At 74.1% G+C, this 25,333-nt stretch carries 15 protein-coding genes and 3 pseudogenes; 4 read left to right on the top strand and 14 right to left on the bottom strand.

Translation table 11 applies throughout. From position 1 onward, the window contains the following. Window positions 1–27: 27 nt before the first annotated feature. The gene (locus QF030_RS23025) at window positions 28–582 is read right to left on the bottom strand and encodes a DUF2617 family protein (protein WP_307164534.1); all 555 of its coding nucleotides are present in this window, start codon (window positions 580–582) and stop codon (window positions 28–30) included. A gap of 410 nt (window positions 583–992) precedes the next feature. Then, entirely contained in the window at window positions 993–1,289 is a 297-nt protein-coding gene (locus tag QF030_RS23020) for a hypothetical protein (protein WP_307164533.1), read from the bottom strand. Window positions 1,290–1,429: 140 nt separating this feature from the next. Between QF030_RS23020 and QF030_RS23015 the strand changes: the two genes are divergently transcribed. From QF030_RS23015 to QF030_RS23000, 4 genes and pseudogenes are all read left to right on the top strand, one after another. Next, window positions 1,430–2,644, top strand: coding sequence for a pyridoxal phosphate-dependent aminotransferase (locus QF030_RS23015; RefSeq protein WP_307164532.1), 1,215 nt, complete (start codon window positions 1,430–1,432; stop codon window positions 2,642–2,644). Window positions 2,645–2,805: 161 nt separating this feature from the next. Beyond that, complete coding sequence (locus QF030_RS23010; RefSeq protein ID WP_307164531.1) at window positions 2,806–3,063, top strand: type II toxin-antitoxin system Phd/YefM family antitoxin; 258 nt, start codon at window positions 2,806–2,808, stop codon at window positions 3,061–3,063. Window positions 3,064–3,072: 9 nt separating this feature from the next. After that, on the top strand, window positions 3,073–3,333 hold the full coding sequence (locus QF030_RS23005; RefSeq protein ID WP_307164530.1) for a Txe/YoeB family addiction module toxin: 261 nt from the start codon (window positions 3,073–3,075) through the stop codon (window positions 3,331–3,333). A 204-nt stretch (window positions 3,334–3,537) separates the two neighbouring features. Beyond that, window positions 3,538–3,777 (top strand): annotated as a pseudogene (locus QF030_RS23000) (aminotransferase); the annotation flags it as partial. A gap of 109 nt (window positions 3,778–3,886) precedes the next feature. Here QF030_RS23000 and QF030_RS22995 read toward each other — a convergent pair. The 12 genes and pseudogenes from QF030_RS22995 to QF030_RS22945 form a co-directional block, all read right to left on the bottom strand. Further along, window positions 3,887–4,450: a YbjN domain-containing protein gene (locus QF030_RS22995; RefSeq protein WP_307164529.1), complete on the bottom strand. Its 564-nt coding sequence runs from the start codon at window positions 4,448–4,450 to the stop codon at window positions 3,887–3,889. Window positions 4,451–4,557: 107 nt separating this feature from the next. Next, on the bottom strand, window positions 4,558–6,135 hold the full coding sequence (locus tag QF030_RS22990) for an amino acid adenylation domain-containing protein (RefSeq protein WP_307164528.1): 1,578 nt from the start codon (window positions 6,133–6,135) through the stop codon (window positions 4,558–4,560). Continuing rightward, window positions 6,128–7,159: pseudogene (locus QF030_RS22985) on the bottom strand (ABC transporter substrate-binding protein); the annotation flags it as partial. The pseudogene QF030_RS22985 and the gene QF030_RS22990, both read right to left, overlap by 8 nt. Before the next feature lie 25 nt (window positions 7,160–7,184). Next, window positions 7,185–7,574 (bottom strand): annotated as a pseudogene (locus QF030_RS40610) (ABC transporter substrate-binding protein); the annotation flags it as partial. 185 nt (window positions 7,575–7,759) lie between these two features. Then, window positions 7,760–8,326, bottom strand: coding sequence for a flavin reductase family protein (locus QF030_RS22980; protein WP_307164527.1), 567 nt, complete (start codon window positions 8,324–8,326; stop codon window positions 7,760–7,762). Next, the gene (locus QF030_RS22975) at window positions 8,323–9,384 is read right to left on the bottom strand and encodes a MupA/Atu3671 family FMN-dependent luciferase-like monooxygenase (RefSeq protein WP_307164526.1); all 1,062 of its coding nucleotides are present in this window, start codon (window positions 9,382–9,384) and stop codon (window positions 8,323–8,325) included. Before QF030_RS22975 ends, QF030_RS22980 begins: the two co-directional genes overlap by 4 nt. A 33-nt stretch (window positions 9,385–9,417) precedes the next feature. Further along, window positions 9,418–9,633: an MbtH family protein gene (locus tag QF030_RS22970; protein WP_307164525.1), complete on the bottom strand. Its 216-nt coding sequence runs from the start codon at window positions 9,631–9,633 to the stop codon at window positions 9,418–9,420. Continuing rightward, entirely contained in the window at window positions 9,633–10,949 is a 1,317-nt protein-coding gene (locus tag QF030_RS22965) for an MFS transporter (RefSeq protein WP_307164524.1), read from the bottom strand. The genes QF030_RS22970 and QF030_RS22965 overlap by 1 nt, the downstream gene beginning before the upstream one ends. 62 nt (window positions 10,950–11,011) lie before the next feature. After that, a complete protein-coding gene (locus QF030_RS22960; protein WP_307164523.1) occupies window positions 11,012–14,953 on the bottom strand; it encodes a non-ribosomal peptide synthetase in 3,942 nt (1,313 codons plus the stop codon). Between the two features lie 50 nt (window positions 14,954–15,003). Further along, window positions 15,004–21,711 (bottom strand): non-ribosomal peptide synthetase, encoded by a 6,708-nt coding sequence (locus tag QF030_RS22955; protein ID WP_307164522.1) that lies wholly within the window; start codon window positions 21,709–21,711, stop codon window positions 15,004–15,006. Further along, the gene (locus tag QF030_RS22950; protein WP_307164521.1) at window positions 21,708–24,872 is read right to left on the bottom strand and encodes an amino acid adenylation domain-containing protein; all 3,165 of its coding nucleotides are present in this window, start codon (window positions 24,870–24,872) and stop codon (window positions 21,708–21,710) included. The genes QF030_RS22955 and QF030_RS22950 overlap by 4 nt, the downstream gene beginning before the upstream one ends. Beyond that, window positions 24,869–25,117, bottom strand: coding sequence for an acyl carrier protein (locus QF030_RS22945; RefSeq protein ID WP_307164520.1), 249 nt, complete (start codon window positions 25,115–25,117; stop codon window positions 24,869–24,871). Before QF030_RS22945 ends, QF030_RS22950 begins: the two co-directional genes overlap by 4 nt. Window positions 25,118–25,333: the final 216 nt, after the last annotated feature.

Genomic DNA, 25,333 nt, shown 5'->3' with positions numbered 1-25,333 from the left:
GCGGCGGACGTTTGAGGCGCCCGCGCCTCAGAGTGCCTGGGCCGAGGCGCTCACGGACAGGCCGGGAGCGCCCGACCGCACGCCGACGGCCACGCGCGTCCTGGTCGCCACCAGCTCCCCGTCCTGCGGATAGGCGTGCCAGGTGCGCCAGTGCACCTGGCCTTCGCTGCGGTGGGCGAGCAGGGCGGTGAAGGCGTGCGGGCTGCCGGGGAAGACGCCTGCGAGGCCGTGCGGGTGCTCGGAGACGAGGGCCAGGAGTTCCTGGGCGCGGCCCGCGAACTGGCCGGGCGAGAGCTCCTCGACGCGCGCCGCGAACTCGTACTCCCAGTCGCCGACCCGCTTGGCGACGCCCAGCGGGAGCGGGGTGCTGCTGCCGGGGAGGCAGGCCACCGTCTCGGAGCAAGAGCCCTGCTCCTCCTCCAGCAGCACTTGATGCGAGGCGCCGAGCAGTCTGAGCTGCAACGTGGCGCCGGACAGTTCGAGGTCGAGTGTGGCGAGGGCGGGCAGCGGCTCCCGCCCCAGGGCCCAGGCGAGATCGGCCGCGCGCGTGTCGGTGTAGGAGGTGTTCAGGGTCGTGAGCATGGATCGGCTCCGCGGAGACGCAAAGAGGAGAGGGGGCAGGTCGGCGCAATCCGGTCGAAGCCGGGAGAACGGCCCCGGTCGGCCCGGTCCGGAAGGTCGTCCGCAGGGGACGTCCGAAGGGGTCCGAGGGGCTGCGTTGGTGGTTTAGAGGGAATCATGAACTGCGGTGGCTCCACAGCGTTTTTACCCAAGTTCGTGCGGTTTCCATCCCTCGGGGGGACCACAGCTCAATTGTTCAACCACGGCGTACCCCGGGCGGCCCAGGCGTGCATCCGCGCGCCCCACATGAAAGGCGCGACCGGGGGTAGACGATGCGGCCGCCGTCACCGGTGCGACCGCGGAGCCCGTGGTCGGGATCGGGCCCCGCGGTCCGGATGCGGCTCCCCCCGAGGGGAGTCAGCTGCCCCGTGTCAGCTGCCTCCGCCGCATCCGCCGCCTCCGCCTCCGCCGCAGGACGATCCGCCGCCTCCGCAGGACGACCCCCCGCCGCAGGAGTGGCCGCCTCCGTGGCCGCCGGTGTCGCCGCCGCCGGAGCCGCCGTCGCCGGCCCACCAGCTGCCGCCGGCGGCTGCGGAGCCGCCCCCGCCGCTGTACCGGCGCGACCGGCCACCGCGGTGCGACCTCGCGGCGCCGCGCCTGCCGGCGTTGGCCAGCAGGGCTGCCACGAGCACGATTCCGATCACCGCCAGGATGATGCCGAAGACCATGGCGTCACCCTCCTTCCGTGTCCCCCGAAGCGGCCCCCCGTGGGCGCCTCGCGTGGCGCCCGAGCGCCGCGTGAACGGGGGATGCCCGCCTGTCTCAGCTGCCAAAGCAGAGTTGAGGAACTCCAGAGCTTCGGCGCAGGATGACGGGCATGACCTCCACCGCGCGCCCCTTCCTCAACCGCCGTCTCGCCGAGTTCGGGACGACGATCTTCGCCGAGATGTCCGCCCTCGCCGCGGCGACCGGCGCCATCAACCTGGGACAGGGCTTCCCCGACACCGACGGCCCGGAGGAGGTCCGCGAGGCGGCCGTGCGGGCGCTGCGGGACGGCCGCGGCAACCAGTACCCGCCGGGCCCCGGCGTCCCCGAGCTGCGCGCGGCGATCGCCGACCACCAGCGCCGCCGCTACGGCCTCTCCTTCGACCCGGACACCGAGGTCCTGGTCACCGCGGGCGCCACGGAGGCCATCGCCGCCACCCTGCTCGCGCTGCTGGAGCCCGGCGACGAGGTCGTCGCCCTCGAGCCGTACTACGACTCCTACGCGGCCTGCATCGCGATGGCGGGCGCCTCGCGGGTGCCGGTCACCCTGCGCCCGGACCCCGAGCAGGCGCGCTTCCGCCTCGACCTGGACGAGTTGCGCGACGCGGTCACCGGGCGCACCCGGCTGCTGCTGATCAACACCCCGCACAACCCGACCGGCACGGTCCTCACCCGCGAGGAGCTGACGGCGATCGCCGAGCTGGCGGTGGAACGGGACCTGCTCGTCGTGACGGACGAGGTGTACGAGCACCTGGTCTTCGACGAGGCGGAGCACGTGCCGCTGGCGACGCTGCCGGGGATGCGGGAACGGACGGTCACCATCGGGTCGAGCGGCAAGACGTTCTCGTTCACCGGCTGGAAGGTCGGCTGGGTCACGGCGGCGCCCGGGCTGGTCACGGCGGTGCGCTCGGCGAAGCAGTTCCTGACGTACGTGTCGTCCGGGCCGTTCCAGTACGCGGTGGCCGAGGCGCTGGCCCTGCCGGACTCCTACTTCGAGGCGTTCCGCGAGGACATGCGGGTGAAGCGGAACCTGCTGTCGGCGGGGCTCACGGAGGCGGGCTTCGAGGTGTTCCGGCCCTCGGGCACGTACTTCATCACCACGGACATCCGCCCCCTCGGCGCTGTGCTGTCCGAAGGCGGCGACGGCTTCGCCTTCTGCCGCGCCCTGCCGGAACGGGCCGGCGTGGTCGCGATCCCGAACGCGGTCTTCTACGACCACAAGGACGCGGGTGCCCCCTACGTCCGCTTCGCCTTCTGCAAGCGCACGGAGGTCCTGACGGACGCGACGGACCGACTCCGCAAGACATTCGCGCACTGACCGCCGCCGCACGGGGGCCGGTCGTCGTATTCCTCGTCGTCTGCCGCGCCTCACCCGCCCGGAACCCTCACTCCGCAGGCCACCCGTCGAGGCCGTCATTCCGTGGTTGCCACACGAAAGAGACCGACGTACAATTTCTTGTACGTGAAGGAGGGTCGATCATGAAGACCATGACGTATTCCGAGTCGCGCGCACGGTACGCCGAGGTGCTCAACTCCGTCACCGACGACCGCGAAGAGGTCGTCATCACCCGGGCCGGACATGAGCCGGTCGTCATCGTCTCCCTTGAGGACTACGAGTCCCTGAAGGAGACGGCCTACCTGCTGCGGAGCCCGGCGAACGCCCGGCGCCTGCTCGCGTCCATCGACGAGCTGGAAAACGGCGGCGGCACCGTACGCGAGCTGACGACCGACGAGTAAGGGCCGCGAGTGAAGATCACCTTTTCCTCCCGGGCCTGGGAGGACTATCTGTGGTGGCAGCTTCAGGACCGGAAGACCCTGAAGCGCATCAACACACTCATCGCGGACATCGCCCGGAACGGCAACGAGGGGATCGGCAAACCGGAACCGCTCAAGCACGGATTCCAGGGCTACTGGTCACGCCGCATCAACGACGAGCACCGACTGATCTACAAGGCCACCGAGGACGGCGTCCTGATCGCGCAGTGCCGCTACCACTACGAGAGCTGACAGGACTCAGGGATCGAGCACAGCACCTGCTGACCCCTCCTGCGTCACACAGTGCTCACCCAGGCCGACAATGGTTGAAGCGGGTTCTGGATCCTTCAAACCGGACAACAACCGGGACGCGAGCGGACTGGTCCGACGGCAGACCACCCCGGCTCCGCTCCTGGCGAAACCGTTGGACCGTCGAGGGCCGCGACGCCCAACTATTTCGCGGTCTTCCGCCCGGCCGGCACGTACTTCGTCACGACCGACATCCGCCCCCTCGGCGAGTCCGACGGCTTCGCCTTCTGCCGCTCGCTGCCCGAGCGCGCGGGCGTGGTCGCCATCCCCAACGCCGTCTTCTACGACCACCGCGAGGCGGGCGCGCCCTTCGTACGGTTCGCGTTCTGCAAGCGGGTGAGCGTGCTGGAGGAGGCCGCGACCCGGCTGAAGGCGCTGGCCGGCTGAGGCGGGGCCGGACGCGCGCGGGGCGCACGGAAGCAGCCCCACGCGAGCGGGCGCCCGTCCACAGGCTGTGGACGGGCGCCCGCTCGGCGTACCGGCAGGTCGGGGGGACCTACTCGTCGTCCTCGGCCTTCTCGACGTTCTCGGCGCCGTCGCCGGGCTTCTCGTCGCCCTCGGCGACCGCCGACTCCAGGCCCAGCTGTTCCACGAGCCACTTGTCGAACTCGATCGCCGCCCGCACCCAGCTCACCGTCGAGGAGACGAAGAGCTCGATGTTCACACCGGCGCCGATCAGCAGCTGCGCCTCGCCGATGAGACGGACGGTGCCGTCGTCGTGGGTGTGGGTGTAGACCTTGGGCCACAGGGTGCGGCGGTTCCAGTCGTCGATCGACTCGAGCAGCTGCGCCTTCTCGTCGATCCCGTGGGGCCGGTCGTAGAACGTCCGCACCGAGTAGACCGCCTGGTCACCCTCGCCGCGGAACATGAAATACGTACGGAACTCCTCCCACGGCGCCGCGAGGTCACCCTCGTCGTCGACGACGTACTTCAGCTCCATCTGGTCGAGGAGCTGCTTCACGAGATCCTGGTCCGGGACGACGGGGCCCGCCGGTCCACCCTGGGGCTGCGGCTCTGGCTGGCCCCCGAAGTTCGGAATCGAGGACGGGTCGATGCTCACCGTGTTTTTCCCTTCGTACGGATCCCGCCATCCTCCCCCAGGAGGGGCGGGGGATGGCAAGCCGGGCCCGGTGTGTAAGCCGTGGGCTGACAGCATCCGGCCACCGCTCAGCCCTGCGGGGCGGCCAGACGGGTCGCGACCGCGCGCCGGTCGATCTTGCGGTTGGCGCTCAGGGGAAAGGCGTCGAAGTGGGTGAAGGCGCGCGGCAGCATGTACGTCGGCAGGCGGTCCGTGAGGTGGGCGCGCAGGGCCCGGGGGTCCTGCGGGGTACCGGTGTAGGCGGCTTCCAGGCCGGGCTCGGCGCCCTCGGCCGTCCCGACCGTGACCACCGCCTCCTCGACGCCGTCGGCCGAACGCAGCGCGGCCTCGACGTCGCCGAGTTCGATGCGGTGGCCACGGATCTTGACCTGCTGGTCGAGGCGACCCAGATGGAGCAGCGCGCCGTCCACGTCGCGGCGGACGCGGTCGCCGGTGCGGTAGTAGAGGTCGGGTGCGGGCGCCTCCCGGCCCTCGTGCACCGTGGCCCGGCGGCCGTCGAAGCGGACGAAGCGGCCCTGGTTCTCGGCCGGGTCGAGGTAGCCGGGGAAGCGCTGCGGGCCGCGGACGCACAGTTCACCCTCGTCGGCGGGGTGGCCGTCCTCGTTCAGGACCAGGAAGTCCAGGTGCGGGTACGGCGTGCCGATGGGGACCGTGCCGTTGGCGGTGGCGGGCCAGTCGGCGGGGTCGGCGGGCAGGCGGTGCTGGGTGCAGGAGACGGTGACCTCGGTGGGACCGTAGAGGTTCTCCAGCACGCTGCCCGGGGCCGCGGCCTGCCAGACGGCGGCCTGGGCCAGGGTGAGCGGCTCACCGCCGAACAGGGTCCAGCGCAGGGACGGCAGCGAGTCGGGGGCGAGGTCGCGCAGCCGCTGGGCGTAGGTGATCACCGAGGGGACCGAGAACCAGTGGGTGACACCCGTGCGTCGGATGAAGCGGGCCGGGCGGACCAGTTCGGCGCGGGCCGGCACCACGAGGGCCGCGCCGGCGCTCCACGCGGTGAACATGTCCCACGCGGTCGGGTCGAAGGTCAGGTCGAACGTCTGTGAGACGCGGCTCCCGGGGCCGATGCCGTAGCGGTCGACGGCGTAGTCCAGCATCGCCGCCGCGTTGCGCTGGAGCACCGGTACGCCCTTCGGGGTGCCGGTGGAGCCCGAGGTGAACACGATGTAGGCGACGGCGTCCGGACGCGCCTCGTACGGCGAGAGGACGGGATGCGGCTCCCGTTCCGGCTGCGCGCCGCCGGTGTCCTCGTCCGGCTCGGTGAAGGGCAGCACGGGGCACGGGAAACCGACCGAGCGCCCGTGGTCCACCGCGCTCTGCTCCGCCAGCACCGCGTCGAGCGCCGCCGCACGGCCCACGGCGGCGAGCCGGACCGGCGCGACCTCCGGGCCGAGCGGCACGGCGGCCGCGCCCAGACGCTGCGCTGCCAGGTAGGAGGCGTACGCGGCCACGCTGCGGTTGGCCAGGACGCCGATCCGTTCGACGCGGCGACCGTCCAGGGCGGTGAGCAGGCGGGCCGCGGTGTGCTCGGCGAGGCGGCGCAGGGCGGCGTAGGTGAGGACGCGTCCGCCGGTCTCCAGGGCGGTCCGGTCGGGGTGCGCGTCGGCGGACGCGGCGAAGCGCTCGTAGAGGGTGGACACGTCAGCCACGGTCGGGGTCCTCGGGATCCTGGGTGACGTAGGCGTCGTAGTAGACGGGCGTGCCGAGGAAGGACGAGGTGAACACTCCGCCGACATGTGATCCGGTCGCCGCCAGGTACACGTAGGAGAACAACGGCACCAGCGGCACATGACGGGTCGTCAGGGTCTCGTCCAGGGCCGCCCATTCGCCGGCCGCGCGGTCGGCGGGGAGGGCGGAGATCCGGGCGATCTCGGCGTTGACCCCGGGATCGTCGAAGTAGGTGTAGTTGGCGTTGCCCGTCGGGCGCAGGGTGCGCCCGTCGAAGCCGGTGAGGAGCGTCGAGGCGCCGGGCCAGTCGGCGGCCTGGCACATCAGGTACAGGTCGGCGTCGTGGCCTCGGGTGAGGACGGTCGCGTTGTGCTTCGGCCGCTCGATCTCCACCAACTCGACCACGAAGCCCGCCTTCTCCAGGGAGCGTCGGACCGCCCGGGCGCCGGCGGTGAAGTAGTCGCCGTCCCGGCTGAGCAGACGCAGGGTGCGGCCGTCCCAGCCGTCCGGCAGTCCGCGCGGGCCGCCCGCGTGGGGGTCGGGGTAGGGGCGGTGGCCGATGGTGGCCGGGGAGAGGATCGTGTGGGTGATCTCGCCCTGCGCCCGTCCGGGCATCGCGTCGCGCACCGCCTCCTTGTCCACGGCACGGGCGATCTCCCGGCGGACCTCCACGTCGGTCACCCGGGCCGTATTGATCGCCAGGTACCAGACGAGGGGGGTGCGGTCGCGGCGCAGGCGCCGCGCGAGACCGGGGTCCTCCAGGAGCGTCCGGGCCACGTCCTCGGGCGCGTTGTTCTCCGCGACGGCGAAGGCGTCGGCGCCCTCCGATGCGCGGGCGCGCAGGCTCTGCGCGCCCGCCCCGACGGCGAGTTCGATCTCGACGCGGTCCGGGTGGTCGTGCCGTACGGCGTCCGTGGCCGGGTCCCAGTGCGGGTTGCGCTCCAGGACCAGGCGGTCGCCGGGGATGTGCTCGGCGATGCGGTACGGGCCGGAGGCGAGCGGGGCCCTTGCCGTAGCTCTCGCCGGTGTCGGCGTCCGCCGGGACGGGCACGGTCGTCACCAGGGCGGCGGCGAACGGCAGGTCGGGGCGCGGCTCGGGGAAACGGAGGACCAGGACGCGGGCGTCGCGCACCTCCAGGCCCGGGACCTGCTCGGCGCCGTCGGTGAAGGGGCCCGCGTAGGGGCCGTTGCCGTGCAGCCAGTCCTGGAGGTGGTGGGGGCCGCCGGCGAGGCTCTCCTCGAAGGAGCGGGCGATGCCGTGGGCGACGTCCGCGGCGGTGATCTCACGGCCGTCCTCGAAACGCAGGCCCTGCTTCAGGGTGAACTCCCAGGTCCGGCCGTCGCCGTCGACGTCCCGCCCGGGGTTCTCGGCGAGGTCGCCGACCAGCCGCCAGCCGCCCTCGCCGTCCTCGGCGAACATCGTCAGCGTCCGGAAGAGGAGGTGGCCGAGCGCGGTGGCCTGGAGGGTCTGGATGCGCTGGGGATCAAGGTGGTCGTAGTCGCCGTCGCGCAGGATGCGCAGCGTCCCGCCGCGCACCGCCCCCGGCACCGGCCGGGCCGGACCCGCACTGTCGCGCGGGTCCCAGGCGATGGATGTCGTCGTACTCATGAGCGTGCTCCGAGGGATGCGGGGCGGGACGGGGGGTGTGCTCCGAGGGTCGGGGCCGGGCCCGGTACTGCGAAGTCGCTGTTCACGAACAGCAGCGGGCGGGCGGTGTCGAGCAGGCCGAAGGTCTCGACGCGGCCGACGACCAGGGTGTGGTCGCCGACCGGATGAGCGGCCCGGACCGCGCAGTCGAACCAGGCCGCGCCGTCGCTGAGGACGGGGCAGCCGGAGGCCGGGCCCTTCGTCCAGGGGTCGGCCGTGAAGGCCGCCTCGCCGACCGGACGGGCCGGGTCGGCGAAACGGCGGGCGGTCGGCTCCTGGTGGTCGGCGAGGACGGTCACCGCGAACCGGCCCGAGCGCAGGACGTGTCCGTGCGCCCGGGCGCGGTGCCCGATGCCGACGGCGACCAGCAGTGGGTCGAGGGAGAGCGTCATGAAGGCGTTGGCCGTCATGCCGTACGGCTCGCCGTCGGCGAGGGTGGTCACCACGGTCACCCCGGTCGGGAAGCGGCCCGCCGCCCGCCGGAAGAGCGCCGTGCGGTCCGCTGTCGCCGCGGCGGCTGTCACCGGGCGGCCCCCGCCGAGGCCACACGCAGCGCGTTCAGGTGCTCCAGGCCCGCGAGCACCTCGCCGTGGCCCACCCCGAAGTCGATCAGGCAGGCCAGCTCGTCGACGCCCGCCGCACGGGCCCGCTCCACCACGGCCGCCGCCTGCTCCACCGTCCCGAACAGACCGCTGGTCGTGTAGTACGTGTCGAACGAGCGGCGGACCAGGAAGTCGATGTCGGACTCGCGCAGCTTGTCCGGGTCGAAGCCGGACAGGATGCTTCCGGCGGAGCGGGCGATGAGGCCGAAGGAGCTCTTCAGATACGTGGTGAACGGCTCGCGGACCGTCTCCTTCACCCGGTCCGGGTCCTCGCCCAGGTACGTGTGCAGCATCAGCGCCACATGGCCGGGCCGGCCGTCGTGTCCTGGACGGTCGGCGAGCGCCTTGCGGTACAGGGTGATCTTCTCGGTGAGCTGGTCGAAGTCCTGGCCCAGCAGGTGGGTCAGCACGCCTGCGCCGGCCGCGCCCGCCGCCCGGAAGGTCTCCGGGCCGCCCGCGCTGGTCACCCAGACCGGCAGCTCGGGCTGGACGGGCGGCGGGAAGATCCGCACCTCGGCCGGGTTGCCGGCGCCGTCGGTGACGGTCAGCGGCTCACCCCGCCACAGCGCGCGCACCTGCTCCACCGCCTCGATGACGGCGGTCTTGCGGCCCGCGTAGCCCTCGGGACGCAGCGCGAAGTCGACCGCGTTCCAGCCGGACGCCAGCGACAGCCCGACCCGGCCGCCGGAGAGGTTGTCGACGACCGACCACTCCTCGGCGATGCGCACCGGGTGGTGCAGCGGGGCGACCACGCTGCCCGCGCGGATGCCGACCCGCTCGGTGACGGTGGCGACGGCGGCGCCGGTCACCGACGGGTTCGGGTAGAGCCCGCCGAAGGGGTGGAAGTGCCGCTCGGGGGTCCACACGGCGGTGAAGCCGTGCGTGTCGGCGAACTTGGCGCCGTCCAGCAGCAGGTCGTAGCGGCCGCCGCCGCTGCCGTCCACACTGCCGTCGGCGAAGTAGAAGAGACTGAAGTCCATCGCAGGGCCTCTCTGACAGGTCGTCGGCGTCGGTCAGCGCAGGCTGAGCGGGCGCAGGTCGGTCCAGACGGTCTCGATGTGCTCCAGGCACGCGGCGCGGGCGCCGGTGAAGCCGGTGGCGCGCCAGCCCTCGGGGAGAGGCAGCAGGGCGGGCCACACCGAGTACTGCTCCTCGTGGTTGACGACCACGGTGTGCGGCGGCTCGGCGGAGGCGTCGTGGGTCGGGTGTGTGTCGTGCGGCTGGGACATCAGGCTTCTTCCTTGATCTGGATCTGGGGCGGGAGTTCGTACCTGATCCGGGCCAGCGAGGACAGGGCCAGCGGGACCAGCGCCGACGACAGTCCGATCGCGGTGACCAGGACCGTCGTGCGCAGGCCGACGGAGCCGCCGAGGAAGCCGCCGACGAGGGCGCCCAGCGGGGCGATGCCCATGGCGACGAAGCGGTTGGTGGCGGCGACGCGGCCCTGGAGGGTGTCCGGGGTGAGGGTCTGGCGGATGCTGAGGACGGTGACGTTGTTGGCGACGCCGAACGAGGCGAAGAGGAAGTTGATCAGCATCAGGGTGCCGACGGCGACGACGCCGGAGCCGTGCACGGTGGCGAGGCCGAGCATCACCAGGTTGGCGACGGAGGCGGTGGTCAGCATGGTGCGGCCGTAGCCGAACTTCTGGGGGAGCCGGCCCGCGAAGGCCGCGCCGACCAGGAAGCCGGGGCCGAGCGCGGCCATGACGAGGCCGATCTCACCGGCCGACAGACCGAGGGTGCGCGGCATGAACTGGAGGAAGGCGACCTCCAGCGCGGTGAACGACAGGTTGAAGATCGACGCCATCACGGTCATGGCGCGCAGCGGCTCGTTGCCGAACACGAACTTCAGGCCCGCCCACACCTCGCGCAGCGTCCCCGCGGGCGTGGCGCCCCGCGCCTGTTCGAGCCGGTCCTCCTTGTGCCGGATGCCGGCGATGGTGAGCGCGGACACCAGGTAGGACGCCGCTCCGGCCAGCACCGCGACCGGCGCGGTCAGCCACTGCACCAGCACACCGCCGAGCGCCGGCCCGCCGATGGTGGCCGCGGACTGGCTGGCGCCGAGCGCGGAGTTGCCGCGGGTGAGCTGGTCGCGCCCCACGATCTGCGGCAGATAGGCCTGCCCGGCCACGTCGAACAGCACACTGCCGCAACCGGCGAAGAAGCCGAGGACGTACAGCCAGCTGATGCCGAGCCGGTCGGTCCAGTACAGAACGGGTACGACGGACAGCACGAGGGCGCGGCCGAGGTCGGTGACGATCAGGATGTTCCTGCGCCGGACCCGGTCCACGAGCACGCCCGCGAACAACGAGACGAGCAGGTAGGGCAGTTTGACCACCGAGGTGAGCAGGCCGACCTGCTCGGAGGTGGCGGCCAGGGCCAGCACCGCGACCAGCGGCAGGGCGAGTTCGCTCACCTGGGCCGCGAACAGGGAGGCGGTCTGCCCGGTCCACAGCTTGGTGAAGTCGGCGTTGCGCCACACGCCGGCGGCGGGCTGGGCGCCCGCCTCCTCGACTGCGGCGGCGCCCGTGGTGGCGTCCGTCATGGAAGTGCTCCTACTGGGATGGCCCCGCTGGGGGCGTCCTACGGGGGTGGGGGGAAAGGGCGTCAGGACTCGGCGACGACACCGCGCGGGCGACCGGCGGCCGCGTCCTCCAGACGGCGCGCGACCTCGGGCACGTTGGGCTGCTCGAGCATGCTGAAGTGGTTGCCGGGCGACTCGTCGATCAGGAGGGTGCCGCCGACGCGCGGCTGCCAGCCCATGTGCCAGCCCTCGAACAGCTCGGTCTCGGCGCGGATCAGCACCGCGTCGCCGCGCAGCGGTTCGCGCGGGGTGTCCCGGTAGGTGAGCAGGGCACGGGCGTGCCGGGTGTAGAGCCGCACCAGGCGGCGCAGGTCCTCCACCGAGCGGGCGTCGGCCCGCTCGTGACCGGTGCCCTGGGTGAGCCGGACGACGTGTTCGAGGCGGGCCTCGGGGTCGAGGGCCTCCAGCTCGGCCTCGGTGACGTCGATGCGTCCGGCGAAGGCGCCGAGGATGGCGGCGGACTCGCTGGTGGCGTAGCGCGGCGGGACCGGGTCGTCGATGCTGGCGCTGATGATCGTCAGCATGGCGACCTCCTCGCCCGCGGCCTCCAGCTGACGGGCCATCTCGTAGGAGACCATGCCGCCCATGCACCAGCCGCCCAGGTGGTAGGGGCCCTCGGGCTGGACGGCGCGGACCTCGGACAGGTAGAGCGCGGCGATCTCCTCGACGCTGTCCGGACGGGGCACGTCGGGGCCCGCGTACTCGGGAGCCTGGAAGGCGTACAGCGGACGGTCCGGATCGAGGACGTCGACGAGTTCGCTGTAGCAGAAGACACTGCCGCCCAGCGGGTGGACCAGGAAGAACGGCGCCTCGGTCCCGGTCGAACGCAACGGGACGAGAGTGGAGGCGGCCTGCTGCCGCTCGCCGCTGACGATCGCGGCGAGCCGCTCGATGGTGCCGCCCTCGAAGAGCGCGGCGACGGGCACTTCCACGTCGGTGATCTCGGGCAGCCGCATGATGACCCGCAGCGCGGAGATGGAGTTGCCGCCCAGCTCCAGGAAGGCGTCGGTGACGCCGACCTTCCCGACGCCGAGAACGTCCTGCCAGATCGTGGCGAGCGCCTCCTCGGTGGGGGTGCGCGGCGCGACGAACGCACCCGCGGTGGTCTCCTCGCGGCCGGGGGCGGGCAGCGCGAGCCGGTCGACCTTGCCGTTCGGGGTGAGCGGGAAGGCGTCGAGGACGACGAAGGCGCTGGGCACCATGTACTCGGGCAGCGCCCCTGCGGCCAGGGCCCGCAGGTCGGCCGCGGCGGGCGCGGCGCCGGCCTCCGGGGTGAGGTAGGCGGCGAGCCGGGCGTCGCCCGGCTGGTCCCTGCGCGCCACGACGACGACCCTGCCCACCTCGGGGTGGCGGGACAGCACGCTCTCGATCTCGCCGAGTTCGATACGGAAGCCGCGCACCTTCACCTGGTGGTCGGAGCGGCCCAGGAACTCCAGCCGGCCGTCGGGCAGCCACCGGGCCACGTCACCGGTGCGGTACATCCGGGCGCCCGCCCCACCGGCGTACGGGTCGGGCACGAAGCGGTCGGCGGTCAGGTCGCCGCGGCCGGAGTAACCGCGGGCCAGGCCGTCGCCGGCGATGTACAGGTCGCCGGGCACGCCCTCGGGGACCGGCGCGAACGCCTCGTCGAGCACGTACACGCGGGTGCGGGCGATGGGGCGGCCCAGGGTGACGGGCTCGCCGGGCAGGACCCGGTCCAGGCAGGACCAGATGGTGGTCTCGGTGGGGCCGTACGCGTTCCACACCACCGGGAAGCGGGCGGTGAGCTCCCGCGCGAGGTCCTCGGGCAGCGCCTCGCCGCCGGAGACCACCCGCAGCCGTTCGTCCGCGCCGAGTCCGGCCTCGACCAGCAGCCGCCAGCTGGACGGCGTGGCCTGGATGACGCTCGCGCCGGACCGCTCGACGGCCTCCTTCAAACGGGGCCCGTCGACCGCGATGTCGGGCGCGACGATCAGCTCGGCGCCGGTCAGCAGCGGCAGGTACACCTCCAGGCCCGCGATGTCGAAGGAGAGCGAGGTGACCGCCAGCAGCCGGTCGTCCTCGGTGAGTTCGAGGTCGCGGCCGAAGGAGCGCAGCAGGTTGAGCAGCGCCCGGTGCGGGATCTGCACACCCTTGGGGCGACCGGTGGAGCCCGAGGTGTAGATCGTGTACGCCAGGTGCTCGGGGCCCGCCGTGGGCAGCGGGTCGGCGTCGGGCCGGCCGGCGGCGACCGACCGGTTCACCTCGATGACGGTCGTGCCCTCGGGGGCGGCGGGCGCGGTCAGCCCGCTGCCGTTCAGCAGCACCGGCACGCGCGCGTCGTCGAGCATGTACTCCAGGCGCTCGCGCGGGTATCCGGGGTCCAACGGCACGTACGCGCCGCCCGCCTTCAGCACGGCGGTCAGGGCGACGATCAGCTCGACGGAACGCTCCAGGTGGACACCGACCAGGGTGTCCGGCCCGACGCCGAGATCGCGCAGCTCATGGGCGAGACGGTTGGCCCAGGCGTTGAACTCGCCGTAGGTGAGGGCGGTGTCGCCGAAGCGGACGGCGGTGCGGTCGGGGTGCTTGGCGGTGCGCTCGGCGAGCAGCTCGGGCAGGGTGCGGTCGAGGTCCCAGTCGGCCCGGGTGTCGTTCCACCGGGTGAACAGCCGGTCGAGGTCGGCCGGGGCGAGCAGCGCGGTGGCGTGCACGGCGGCGTGCGGGTCGGCGACGAGGGCGGCGAGCGCGTCCGCGTAGTGGCCGCCGACGACGGTGATCCAGGCGTCGGTGAACCGGGCGGCGTCGTAGTTGATCCGCAGCCGGACCTCGCCGGTGACCGGGTCGGTGCCGAAGTTGGCGGTGAAGGGAAAGTTGGTCTGCTCGAAGAAGTCGCCGCCGGTGACGGCGAGGTGGTCGAGCGCCATGTCGTAGCTGCGGAAGCTGCGGTGGTCGACGACCGTCTCGAAGAACTGGGGGCGGCGCAGGTCCTGGAGCATCTGCGCCATCGGGTAGCGGCGGTGCGGCAGGGCGCCGTTCTCGGCGGCGTGGACCCTGCGGGCCAGTTCCAGCCAGCTGGTGGCGGAGACGTCGACGACGAGCGGGAGGGTGTTCAGGAACAGGCCGACGACCTGGTCTCCGTCGGCGGTCTCGGGGCGGCCGTTGCCGACCAGCCCGGTGACGACGCGGCGCCGGCCCGACAGCAGCGACAGCACGCGCGCGTGGGACGCGAACATCACCGACTTCACCGGCACGCGGGCCTCGGCGGCGACCGCCCGCAGCTTCTCCCCGAGCCCCTCGGGCAGCGGCACCTCGTGGACGCGCGCCTCGCGGACGGAGGCGAGCGCCGGGTCCTCGCGGCGGGGCAGGCCGGTGAACGAGGTGTTCTCGAGGACGTCCGCCCAGTACGCGGCGGACTCCTCGCTGGCCAGCGCCTCCTGTTCCAGCGCCAGGTAGTCGCGGAACCGGGTGACCGGGGCGGTCGCCGGGTCGGGGCGGCCGGCGAGCCGGGCGTCGTAGCCGGTGATCAGCTGGGAGGTGACCAGGGACAGGCTCCAGCCGTCCAGGATCGCGTGGTGGAAGCTCAGATTGAGCTGGAAGTCGTCGTCGGCGAAGACGTGGACGTGCAGGGTGAGCAGCGGAGCCCGGGTCGGCGCGAACGGTGTCGCCTTCTCCCGTTCGGTCCACTCCGCCACCCGCCGCCGCTGCTCGCCGTCGTCCAGGCCGCGCAGGTCCTCGACGGTCAGCGGGGTCTGCACCGAGGCGTGCACCAGCTGCATCGGCTTGCTGAAGCGGGTGAGGTCGAAGGAGCTGCGCAGGATGTCGGAGCGCTCGATCACGCCGGCGAGGGTGGCGCGCAGGGCGTCCTCGTCGAAGCGCCCGGACAGCCGGATGGCGGAGATGTCGTGGTAGGTGGGGGTGTCGCCGTCGGCATAGCTGTGGAAGAGCATGCCGGACTGGAGCAGGGTCAGCGGATAGGCGTCGGTGATGTCGTCGTGGGACGGCACGGTTGTTCCTCCGGGTGCGTGGGGCGTCGAGGTGGCGGGCGCGGACTCGGTCAGGACCTGAGGCGGGCGAGGTCCTCCGGGGACAGCAGGCCGAAGGCGGTGACCTCCTGCCGCGCGGGCCCGCTGTCGGTGCGGTCGGCCAGCCACCGGGCGAGGACCTCGACGGTCCGGCTGGTGAACAGCTGCTGGAGCGGGATCTCGCGCCCGGCGTCACGTGCCAGGCCCACGATCCGCACGGCGTGCATCGAGTCGCCGCCGATCTCGAAGAAGTCGTCCCGGGTACCGACCCGCTCCAGTCCCAGGACCCGCTGCCACAGCCCGGCCAGCAACTCCTCCTCGGCGGTGGCCGGGGCGGTGAACGGTGCCGTGGTGCCACCGGTGCGGTCGGGCGCGGGCAGCGCCTTGCGGTCGACCTTGCCGTTGGGGCTCAGCGGCAGCACGTCGAGGATCACGAAGGCGCTGGGCACCATGTGCTCGGGGAGCCGCTCGGCGAGGGCGGAGCGGAGACCGCCGACGGACAGGACGCCGCTCGCGCCGCGCCCGGCTGCCGGGGCGGGCGTCAGGTAGGCGACGATCCGGCGGTCGCCCGGCCGGTCCTCGCGGACCACGACCACCGCCTGGCCCACCCCGTCCAGGGCGAGCAACTCGGCCTCGATCTCGCCGGGTTCGATGCGGAATCCGCGCACCTTGACCTGGTGGTCGGCACGCCCGAGGTACTCGATGTGGCCCTCGGCGTGCCAGCGGGCCACGTCACCGGTGCGGTACAGACGGGCGCCGGACGGCCCGAACGGGTCGGGCACGAAGCGGTCCGCGGTGAGGCCGGGCCGACCGCCGTAGCCACGGGCCAGCTGTACGCCGCCCAGGTACAGCTCGCCGGGCACGCCGATCGGGGCGGGCCGCAAGAGGCTGTCGAGGACGTAGGCGCGGGTGTTGGCGATCGGCGCGCCGATGGGCAGCGCCGGGCCGGTCCAGTCCGGGCGGCACGACCAGCGGGTGACGTCGACGGACGCCTCGGTGGGGCCGTACAGGTTCTCCAGGGCGGCCTCGGGCAGCGCGCGGTGGAAGCGGCGCGCCAGGTCGGCGGGGAGGGCCTCGCCACTGCACACCACCAGGCGCAGCGCCCCGCAGTCGGCGGTGCGGCCCGCGGCGAGGAACGTGTCCAGCATCGGCGGCACGAAGTGGCAGACGGTCACCCCCTCGTCGCGCACCAGGTCGGCGATGTGCCCGGGGTCGCGGTGCCCGCCGGGCTCGGCCAGGACGATGCGGGCGCCGGTCAGCAGCGGCCAGAACAGCTCCCACACCGACACGTCGAAGCTGATCGGCGTCTTCTGGAGCACGGTGTCCGCGCCGGTCAGCCCGTACGCGTCCTGCATCCAGCGCAGCCGGTTGACGATGCCCCGCTGCGGTACCTGCACGCCCTTGGGGCGGCCGGTGGAGCCGGAGGTGTAGATGACGTACGCCAGGTGGTCCGGGCCGGCACCGGGTTCGGGCGCGGTGTCGGGGAAGCCGTCCCCGGCCCGCTCGTCGACGGTGACGACGGTGAGCCCGTCGGCGGCGAACTCCTCCCCGCCGCCGGGGTGCGCGAGCAGCACCGGCACCCGGGCGTCGGCGAGCATGAACGCCAGCCGCTCCCGCGGGTATCCGGTGTCCAGCGGCAGATAGGCACCGCCCGCCTTCAGCACGGCGAGCAGGGCCACCATCAGCTCCAGGGAGCGTTCCAGGTGGACGCCGACGACCGTGTCCGGTCCGACGCCCAGGCCGCGCAGCCGGTGCGCGAGCCGGGCCGCGCGCCGGTGCAGCTCGGCGTACGTCAGCTCGCGGCCGGCGAAGCGGACGGCGACCGCGTCGGCGTGCCGGCCGGCCGCCTCGGTGAGCAGGCCGGTCAGGGTGTCGCCGTCGGGCCAGTCGACGCGCGTGTCGTTCCAGGCGTCGAGGAGCCGGGCGCGCTCGTCGGCGCCGAGCGGGTCGACGAGGGGGACGACGGCGGCGGGGTCGGCGGCGACGGCCGTCAACACGTTGGTGAAGTGCTCGACGAACCGCTCCACGGTGGCCGCGTCGAACAGCTCCACGTCGTGGTCGAGCCAGCCCACCAGCTCGCGCCCGGTGTCGATCATCCGCAGGTTCAGGTCGAACTGGCTGTTGGCGGCGGACACGTCGACGTACTCGCTGTCCACACCCGGCACGTCGAGGGTGCCCAGCTCGACGTTCTGCAGCGCGAACAGCACCTGCACGAGCGGGCTGCGGGACAGGTCGCGCTCCGGGGCGAGCCCGGTCACCAGCCGTCCGAAGGGGACGCGCTGGTGGGCGAAGGCCTCCAGGGAGCTGTCGCGGACCCGGCCGAGCAGTTCACCGAAGGCCGGTTCGCCGTGCAGGTCGACACGGAGGGGCAGGGTGTTGAGAAAGCAGCCCGGCAAGTCCTCGAACTCGGCGCGCGACCGGTCGGCGACCGGGGTGCCGATCAGCAGCCGCTCCTGGCCGCTCCAGCGGGACAGGACGACGCCGTACGCCGACAGCAGGGTCATGAACAGCGTCGAGCCGTGCTCGCGGGCCAGCTCGCGCAGAGCGGTGGCGGTGGCCGCGTCGACGGTCAGCCGGCGGCGCGCGCCCCGGTGGGCGCTCACCGCCGGGCGGGGCCGGTCGGTGGGCAGCTCCAGCACGCGGGGCACACCGTCCAGGTGTCCGCGCCACCAGTGGACCAGTGCGTCCAGCGCGGGCCCGTCGAGCTCGGCGCGCTCCCAGCGGGCCACGTCGGCGAACTGGAGCGCGGGCCACGGGAGTTCCCGGCCCTCGTAGGCGGCGGACAGCTCGCGCAGCAGCACGCCGAAGGACCAGCCGTCGAAGACGATGTGGTGCACGGTGAGCGCGAGGACGTGGTCGCCGTCGGCGATCCGCAGCAGCACGACGCGCAGCAGCGGGCCGCGGGCCGGGTCGAAGGGTTCCTTGACGCTGTCCATGGCCGCGGCGACGGCCGCCGTCCACGGGTCCGGACGGTCCGACAGGTCGGCGACGCGTATCAGGACCCTGGCGCCGTCGACGGCCCGCTGACGCGGGGTGCCGTCCTGCGCGGTCTCGAAGACGGTCCGCAGCACGGCGTGCCGGGCCACGACCGTGTCCACGGCCCGTTGCAGCGCCGACAGGTCCAGCGGGCCGCGCAGCCGCAGCACGACGGGCATGTTGTAGGCCGCGTCGCCGGGCCGCAACTGCTCCTCCAGCCAGAGCCGTTCCTGCGTCCAGGACAGGGGGGCGGGCTCGGCGGGGTCGGTGCGCGGGATGTCCGTGCGGGGCGCGTCCGCAGCCGGGACGGCGTCGGTCAGCAGCTCGGCGAGCGCGGCGACGGTCGGTCGGGCGAAGAGGTCCTGGAGGGTGAGGCGTTCGGCCGCCGGGCCGGGGAAATCACGCCGGACACGGGCCAGCAGCCGGGTCAGCAGCAGCGAGTGGCCGCCGAGCGCGAAGAAGTCGTCGGTGGCGCCGACGCGTTCGCGCCGCAGCAGCTCGCGCCACTGCGCCGCGAGCCGCTCCTGCACGGGCCCGCGCGGGGCGGCGTACGCCCCGGTCGCGGCCTCCGCCCGGTGTTCGAGGGCCAGCAGGGCGGCGCGGTCCAGCTTGCGGTTCGCGGTCAGCGGGAGGGCGTCGACGACGACGTAGGCGGACGGTACGAGGTGGTCGGGGAGCCGGCGGGCCAGTGCGGCGCGGACCGCCGTGAGGTCGGGGGCGGACCGGCCGCCGGTGGCGAGGAACGCGACGAGGCGGTGGTCGCCGTCCCCGTCCGGGACGGCCAGCACGGCGCTCTCCCGCACGCCGTCCAGCCCGTCGAGCACGGCCTCGGTCTCGGCGGGCTCCACCCGGAAACCGCGCACCTTGGTCTGCCGGTCGCCCCGCCCGAGGTAGTCGACGAGCCCGTCGGGCCGCAGCCGGGCCTGGTCACCGGTCCGGTAGACGCGGTCACCGGGCCGCCCGGAGAAGGGGTCGGACCGGTAGCCGGTGCCCTCGCCCTCCTCCGCGTACGACGCCAGATACGGCGTCCTGACGACCAGTTCGCCGATCTCTCCGAGACCGGCGGGGCGGTCTCCCACGAGGACGAGGAGCTGGACGCCGTCGATGCCGGGCCCGAGCGGGACCGGACCTGCGGGCACCGCGTCGGCGGGCGTGTCCGCGCGGTGGGCGAGGTGCACGGAGACCGCCTGCGGGGTCTCGGTGGCGCCGTACAGGTTGAGGAGGTCGGCGTGGGGGGCGAGGCGGGCCCAGGTGCGCAGGGTGCGGCCGCTCAGGGCGTCACCGCCGAAGCCGACGAGACGCAGGGCGGGGTAGACGGCGGGACCCGTAGCGGCGGTGGGAGCGGTAGGAGCGCCAGAAGCGCTGGATGCGATGGGAGCGGTAGGGGCGGTAGGGACGACGGCATGAGCCCGAGGAGCCTCCCCGCCCCCGTCGGCCACACCGGGCCGCTCGGGCGGTCCGGGCCGCTCGGCCGCACCGGGCCGCTCGGTCCGGTGAGCCGGGGCGGTCCGGTAAGCCGGGTCGGTCCGGTGGGCCGGGTCGGTCCGGTGGGACGGGGCGGTCCGGTGGGACGGGGCGGCCGTGCTCGCCGGGTTCTGCGCGTCGGGCGTCCCGTCCGCAGCGGCCCGCTGCGGGCCACCCGTCCGGTCCGCCAGCGCACGCGCCAGGGCCGGGGTCAGGTGGGCGACCGTCGGGGCCGCGGTGGCGAGCCAGCTCGCGACGGCCGCGGTGTCCCGTACGTCCGTGTCGGGGAAGACCGCCGCCGCGCCCGCCCACAGGGGGGCCAGGACGTCCCGCAGGAACGGGTCGTGGCCCAGGCCGGAGAGGGTGGCGAAGCGGTCGGCGGGGCCGAGGCCGAAGCGGCGGGTGTACCAGTCGAGGAAGTGGGTGAGCGGGCGGTGCGTGCCGACGACGCGGCGGGGCCGGCCGGTGGTGCCGGAGGTGAAGGCCACGTAGGCGGGGTCGTCGGGCTCCACCGAGACGGGGGCGCCGTCGGGCAGGCCGGCCAGGGCCCGCTCCAGCGCCTCGCCGGGTTCGATGCGCAAGGCGGGACCGGTGACGAAGCCGGGCAGCGGGCGACCGGGGGCGCAGCTGATCCAGGCCCGCGGGGCCAGTGTCCCGGCGCGGGTGCGCAGGACCTCCTCGGGGTACCGCGCGTCCAGCACCGAGAAGACCGCGCCCGCCTTCACGGCGGCCAGGACACCGAGGACCACCGCCGGGTCGCGCTCGGCGTGCAGCGCGAGCACGTCACCGGGCCGGATGCCGCGCGCGTGCAGCAGCCGGGCCAGGCGGCCGGTGACGCGGTCGACCTCGGCGTACGTCCAGACGCGCGCGCCGGTGACCAGCGCGGGCGCGTCCGGGGTGGTCGCGGCGTGCCGGGCAAGGCGGTCGGTGAGCGGCTCGGGTGCCGTGGGGTCGAGGACGGCGGTGAGGTCGGGACGCAGGGCGGCCGCGCGGTCGGTGGCCAGGTCGAAGCCGCCGACCGGGCGGGCGGGGTCGGCCGCCGCCTGGGCGAGGACCGCGCGCAGCTGGTGCAGCAGGTCGTCGACGCGCGCGCCGTCGTACAGGCCCGCGTCGTACACCGCCTCCAGCGTGAAGCCGCCGCCGGCACCGGCGCCCACGTACAGCGTGAGGTCGAACTTGTTGTCGATGTCCCCGAACGGCAGCTGCTCCACCGTGCAACCGGGCAGCTCGGGCGTCACGGCGGGCGGCAGCATGTTGAAAAAGACCTGCACGAGTCGGCCCCGGGACAGGTCACGCTCCGGGGCGAGGTCGGCGACCAGCCGCCCGAACGGCACCCGCTGCCGGGCGAAGGCCTCCAGAGCGTCGCGGCGGACCCGGCCGAGCAGCTCGGCGAACGTCGGGTCGCCGGCCGCGTCCACCTTCACCGGCAGCGTGTTGAGGAAGCAGCCCACGAGGTCGCGGCTGCCCGCGCCCCGGGTGGACGCCGGTGTGCCGACGACCATCCGCTCCTGCCCGGTCTGCCGGGCCAGCACCACGCCGAAGGCGGCGAGCAGCGCCATGAACGGCGTCGCTTCGTGGGCGCGGGCCAGCGCGCGCACGGCCTGCCCGGCCGCCGCGTCCACCTCGAGCCGACGGCTCTCACCACGGTGGCCGCGTACGGCGGGCCGGGGCCGGTCGGCGGGCAGGTCCAGCACCCGCGGCACGCCGTCGAGGTGCCCACGCCACCATGCCACCAGCTCGTCCGCGGCCTCCTCGCCCAGCTCGGCGCGCTCGGCCGCCACGGCCTCGGCGAAACCCCGGCGCAACGGCTTCAGCGCCGCGTCGGCGTCGGCGTACAGCCGGGACAGCTCGCGGAAGAGGATCGCGAACGAGTGACCGTCCGCGACGAGATGATGGGCCGTCACCGTCAGCAGGTGCGCGTCGTCGGCGTACCGCACGGCGAGCACCCGCAGCAGCGGCCCGTGCGCCAGGTCGAACGGCTCCCGTGCGGCCCGCCGTACGGCGGCCCGCGCCGCCCCCTCCGGGTCGGCGAGTGCCCGTACGTCCTGCGTGCGGACGGGTACCGCCGCCTCGGCGAGGACGCGCTGACGGGGCGTCCCGTCGACGGTCGTGAAGACCGTGCGGAGCGCGTCGTGCCGGGCCACCAGGGCGCCCACGGCGTCTCCCAGCGCCTCCAGGTCGAGCGGCCCGCGCACCCGCAGGGTCACCGGCATGTGGTACGCCACGTCCCCCGGACGCAACTGCTCCTCGAACCAGATCCGTTCCTGGGTCCAGGAGAGCGGGGCGGCATGGTCGGTCATGTGTGATCCTCGGGTGCGCGTCGGAGGGACCGGGTGGGGACGGTGGGTCCCTCGATGAGGTCGGTGAGGCCCGTGGTGAACAGTGCGGCCGTCTCGGCGAGGGTCGCCGGGTCCAGCAGGCCCTCGGGGGCGGTGAGGGCGCCGGTGAAGCTGCGGCCGTCGTCCCAGAGCTCGCAACACAGCTCGGTCTGGGGGCCGAGGGCCGGCGCCGGCAGCGGGGTGAGGCGCAGGGCGGCCGCCCGGGCCGGGGTGGCCACGCGTTGCAGGACCAGCAGGTTCTGGTAGAGCGGGGTGCGGCCGCCGGGCGGGCGGGGTGCGAGCGCGGCGATCTCGTCGGTGCCGAGCGCGGTGTGCGCGAGGACCTCCAGGAGCCGTTCCCGGACCAGCGCGAGCAGCGCAGGGGCGGGCAGGGCCGGGTCGGCGGCGACGCGCACGGGCAGGCCGTTGGCGAAGTAGCCGACCGTGCGCTCGTACGCGGGCGCGCGGTCCTCCACGATGGTGCCGAGCGCGAGATCGCTCCGCCCGGTGATCTTGGCCAGCGCCCGCCACCAGGCGGCGAGCAGCGGCACGAGCACCGGGTGCCGGTCCCGGACGGCCGACGCGCGCAGCGCGGACGTCAGGTCGGCGCCCAGGTCGAGGCGGTGGGCGACCAGGGGACGCGTCCACAGCTCGCGCGTCCCGAGCGCGACGCCGCCGGGCCAGCCGGGCGCGGTCAGCCCGTCGAGCCGCCCGCGCCAGAACTGCCGCGCCTCCTGGGCGCCGAGGCGCTCCCCGCCGGCCGGCGGGGCGGGGGCCGGGGCCGGGGTGCGGCCCTCGTAGGCGGCGGCGAGGTCGGCCACCAGGACGTCCTCGGAGCGGCCGTCGTAGACGATGTGGTGCACCGCGAGGAGGATCAGGTGCCGCTCGGGTCCGGCGCTCAGTACGCCCGCGGCGAGCAGCGGGCCCGTACCCACGTCCCGCACCAGACCCGTCAGTTCGCGGGTCAGGGCGTGCTCGGCGGGGGTGGGGACCGGGGTGCGGTCCCAGTCGGGCGCGGGGGCGGGCGCGGTGAGCAGCGGCGGTGATGCCGGAAGGTCCGCCACCGCCCGGCGCGGACGGGCGCCCTCGCGGGGGAACGTGGTCCGCAGCGCGGGGTGCGCGGCGGCGGTCGCCGTCAGGGCGTCCCGCAGGCGGTCGGCGTCCAGGGGGCCGGTGACCGAGACACGGCTGACGGCGATGTGCCCGGGGGCGTCGGGCACCAGCCGCGAGGCCAGCCAGAACCGGCGCTCACCCGCGGAGAGCGCGGAGGACGGGGCGGCCGGGAGATCGCCGGCCTCCGCCTGCCCGGCGTGCCCGGCCTGCCCGGCCCGGCGGTCCGCCGCGAGCGCCTCCAGCGCCGCCGCGCTCGGGTGGTCGTACACGTCACGGGCCGACAGCCGTACCCCGAGCAGCCGGGAGAGCCGGGCGGCGATCCGCAGCACGTGCAGCGAGGTGGCGCCGGCTTCCAGCAGATCCGCTTCGGGGGGAAGGCCGGTTCGCGCGAGGACGGCACGCACCTCGCGCAGGGCGGGCCCGGCGGCGACGTCGTCCGGTGCGGCCCGGCCCGCCTGTGCGATCCGCTCCGCCACCCGGGCCTCCACGGCCCGCAGGTCCGCCTTCCCGGTGGGTCCCAACGGCACGGGGTGCAGGTGCAGGAAGCGTTCGGGGCGCAGATACGCCGGCAGGACTGCCGCGGCTGCCTGCCGCAGGCCGTCTTCCGGCAGCGGCGCACCGTCCTCGCTCGCGTAGGCGCACACGGTCGCGGTGACGGTGGAGTGCGCGTCGCGCAGCGGGACGAGGAACGCGTGCCGCACGCCGGGGAGGGCGGCGACGCGCCGCTCCACCTCGCCTGGCTCCACCCGGTACCCGCGGATCTTGAACTGGCGGTCGGCGCGGCCGACGTAGGTGAGCCGGCCCCGGTCGTCCATGCGGACGCGGTCGCCGGTGGCGTAGGCCCGCACGGTGCCCCGTCCGGGCACGTCGACGTGGGCGAAGCGACGGGCGTCCTCCTCGGGTCGCTCGAGGTAGCCGAGCGCGAGCCCGTCACCGGCCACCCACAGCTCGCCCTCGGTACCGCGGGCGACGGGCCGCCGGGTGGCGGCGTCGAGGACGGCGAGGACGGTGCCGCGGACCGGGCGGCCGACGGGAATGCCGGACGGGTCCGCGGTGTCGGCGGGGCGCACGTCGTGGGCGCTGACGAAGACCATGGACTCGACCGGGCCGTACCCGTTGGTGACGCGCAGGCCGGGGTGACGGTCGAGGAGGGCGGCGATGTGCGCCGGGGACAGCCGCTCGCCGCCGCACATCAGGTGGCGGACGCCGGTGAAGGCGCCGGGGTCCTCGTCGACGACGAGGTTGACGAGGGAGCTGGTGAGCCACAGCGTGTTCACGCCGTGCCCGGTGACGAGGGAGCGCAGTCCGTCCGGGGTGATCAGCGGCTCGTCCGGTACGACGCAGGCGCCGCCGTTCATCAGCGGCCCGAACGTCTCCAGCGCGCCCGCGTCCCAGTAGGGCGCCGCGAGCAGCGGCATGACGGTGCCGGGACCCAGGTCGGCGTACCCGCCGTCGACGAAGGTGCGGACGAAGGCCCGGTGCGGCAGCAGCACGCCCTTGGGGCGGCCGGTCGAACCGGAGGTGAAGAAGACGCAGGCGGGGTCGTCGGCGCCGACGTCCGTCCGGTCGCCGCCCGCGGGCCGGGCCGAGCGCACGGCCGGGCCGGGCAGCCGCAGGGTCCGTACGTCGGCCGGGAGAGGTCCCGCGTCGCCCGTGGCGTCGAGCGCGACGCGCGCGCCGAGGTCCTCGACGACGCCTTGCAGCCGCCGCGCGGGCCAGGCGGGATCCACGGCGGCGTAGGCGGCGCCCGCCAGCAGTGTGCCGAGCGCGGCGACGACGAAGTCCTCGCCGGCCGTGGCCACCACCGGCACGAGCGTGCGGGGACCGGCTCCCGCGTCCGCCAGGAGGTCCCGCACCGCGCGGGCCCGGTCCACCAGGTCGGCGTAGGTCAGGCGGGTACCGCCCGGTCCGCGCAGGGCGGTGGCCAGCGGGGACCGGGCGGCCTGCCGCAGTACCGCCTCGTGGGCGGTGGCGTCGGCCGGGACGGGACGTCCCGGGCCGACGGCGACCGAGGTGCGCGGACGGGTCATGACGGCCGGCGCGCCGCGCGCAGCGCCTCCGCGAGCTCGGCCGGAGTCGACTGCAGTACGGCGGTGAAGTCGGCCTCGATTTCCCAGAGCTCTTCGATGCGTTCGACGACGAGCACGGCGTGGAAGGAATCCCCGCCCTGGGCGAGGAAAGAGGAGTCGTCGCTGATTTCGCCGCCCAGGACGTCGGCGAAGACCAGTCGGATGCTTTCGGCGTCGATAGCCGGTATGGCGTCAAGCTGCTTCATGTCGCTTTCTCCGTTGTTCCGCCGGCTTTACCGGAAGATCGGGTTCCTAGCTCCAGCCGCTGTCGCCGAAGGGCGCTGCGGCGGGGACGTCGACCCCGTCTGTTTCGGACAGAGCGACACTCGGAGCCCGGTCCGTCGACTCCGCGGTGACGGCTTCCGCCCCGACAGTGAGCCCGGCCGCGACCAGAAGAAGAAAAGCGGCAAACTTGGACTTAC

The sequence above is a fragment of the Streptomyces rishiriensis genome (assembly GCF_030815485.1).
Taxonomy (GTDB): domain Bacteria; phylum Actinomycetota; class Actinomycetes; order Streptomycetales; family Streptomycetaceae; genus Streptomyces; species Streptomyces rishiriensis_A.
The sequence above is the reverse complement of the archived record's forward strand: the minus strand, read 5'-3'. Positions and strand labels throughout refer to the sequence as shown.